Origin of the sequence: Pseudomonas sp. JV245A (genome assembly GCF_032424515.1) — a bacterium.
Taxonomy (GTDB): Bacteria; Pseudomonadota; Gammaproteobacteria; order Pseudomonadales; family Pseudomonadaceae; genus Aquipseudomonas; species Aquipseudomonas protegens.
Genome location: NZ_VYKE01000365.1, coordinates 1 through 1,497, shown reverse-complemented (window position 1 = coordinate 1,497; position 1,497 = coordinate 1). Strand labels below are relative to the sequence as shown.

1 protein-coding gene is annotated in these 1,497 nt (G+C 65.3%); it reads left to right on the top strand.

All coding sequences use genetic code 11. From position 1 onward, the window contains the following. Positions 1 to 135: 135 nt before the first annotated feature. The coding region (locus F6S12_RS31665; RefSeq protein ID WP_315869849.1) for an aldehyde dehydrogenase family protein at positions 136 to 1,497 on the top strand (1,362 nt) is incomplete at its 3' end.

The following is a 1,497-nucleotide window of genomic DNA, read 5'->3' as shown; positions in this document are numbered from 1 at the left end:
TCCCGCACAGGGCAATCAACCTACGACCAAATGACGAGAGCCCCCCTGCCAACGATGCATTCGTCCGGCACGCGGGGCTCTCTACCATCGAGCCATCGCCTGTCGTGGACAGGCATCGACCAGCAGAGGCCCAGCATGATCTACGCACAACCCGGAACCCCAGGCGCCGTCGTGTCCTTCAAGCCACGCTACGGCAATTTCATCGGTGGCCAGTTCGTGCCGCCGGTGGACGGCCAGTACTTCAGCAACACCTCGCCGGTCAACGGTGAGGTGATCGCCGAATTCCCGCGCTCCACTGCCGCGGACATCGACAAGGCCCTGGACGCCGCCCATGCCGCCGCCGATGCCTGGGGCAAGACCAGCGCCCAGGACCGTTCGCTGGTGCTGCTGAAGATTGCCGACCGCATCGAGCAGAACCTGGAGATCCTCGCGGTCAGCGAAACCTGGGACAACGGCAAGGCCGTGCGCGAAACCCTCAACGCCGACGTGCCCCTGGCCGCCGATCATTTCCGCTACTTCGCCGGTTGCATCCGTGCCCAGGAAGGCGGCGCCGCAGAGATCAACGAACTGACCACCGCCTACCATTTCCACGAACCCCTGGGCGTGGTCGGGCAGATCATCCCGTGGAACTTCCCGCTGCTGATGGCTGCCTGGAAACTCGCCCCGGCCCTGGCCGCCGGCAACTGCGTGGTGCTCAAGCCCGCCGAGCAGACCCCGCTGTCGATCATGGTCTTCGCCGAGCTGATCGCCGACCTGCTGCCGGCCGGGGTGCTGAACATCGTCCAGGGCTTTGGCCGCGAAGCCGGCGAGGCCCTGGCCACCAGCAAGCGCATCGCCAAGATCGCCTTCACCGGCTCGACCCCGGTGGGCTCGCACATCATGAAATGCGCCGCCGAGAACATCATTCCGTCCACCGTCGAACTGGGCGGCAAGTCGCCGAACATCTTCTTCGAAGACATCATGCAGGCCGAACCCAAGTTCATCGAAAAGGCCGCCGAAGGCCTGGTGCTGGCGTTCTTCAACCAGGGGGAAGTCTGCACCTGCCCATCCCGGGCCCTGGTCCAGGAGTCGATCTACGAGCCGTTCATGGCCGAGGTGATGAAGAAGATCGTCAAGATCAAGCGCGGCAACCCGCTGGACACCGAGACCATGGTCGGCGCCCAGGCGTCGCAGCAGCAGTACGAGAAGATCCTCTCCTACCTGCAGATCGCCCAGGAGGAGGGCGCCGAGCTGCTCACCGGTGGCGCCGCCGAGCTGTTGGAAGGTGACCTGGCCAGCGGCTATTACATCCAGCCGACCCTGCTCAAGGGCCACAACAAGATGCGCGTGTTCCAGGAAGAGATCTTCGGCCCGGTGGTGGGCGTGACCACCTTCAAGGACGAAGCCGAGGCCCTGGCGATCGCCAACGACAGCGAGTTCGGCCTGGGCGCCGGGCTGTGGACCCGCGACATCAACCGCGCCTACCGCATGGGGCGGGCGATCAAGGCCGGCCGCGTG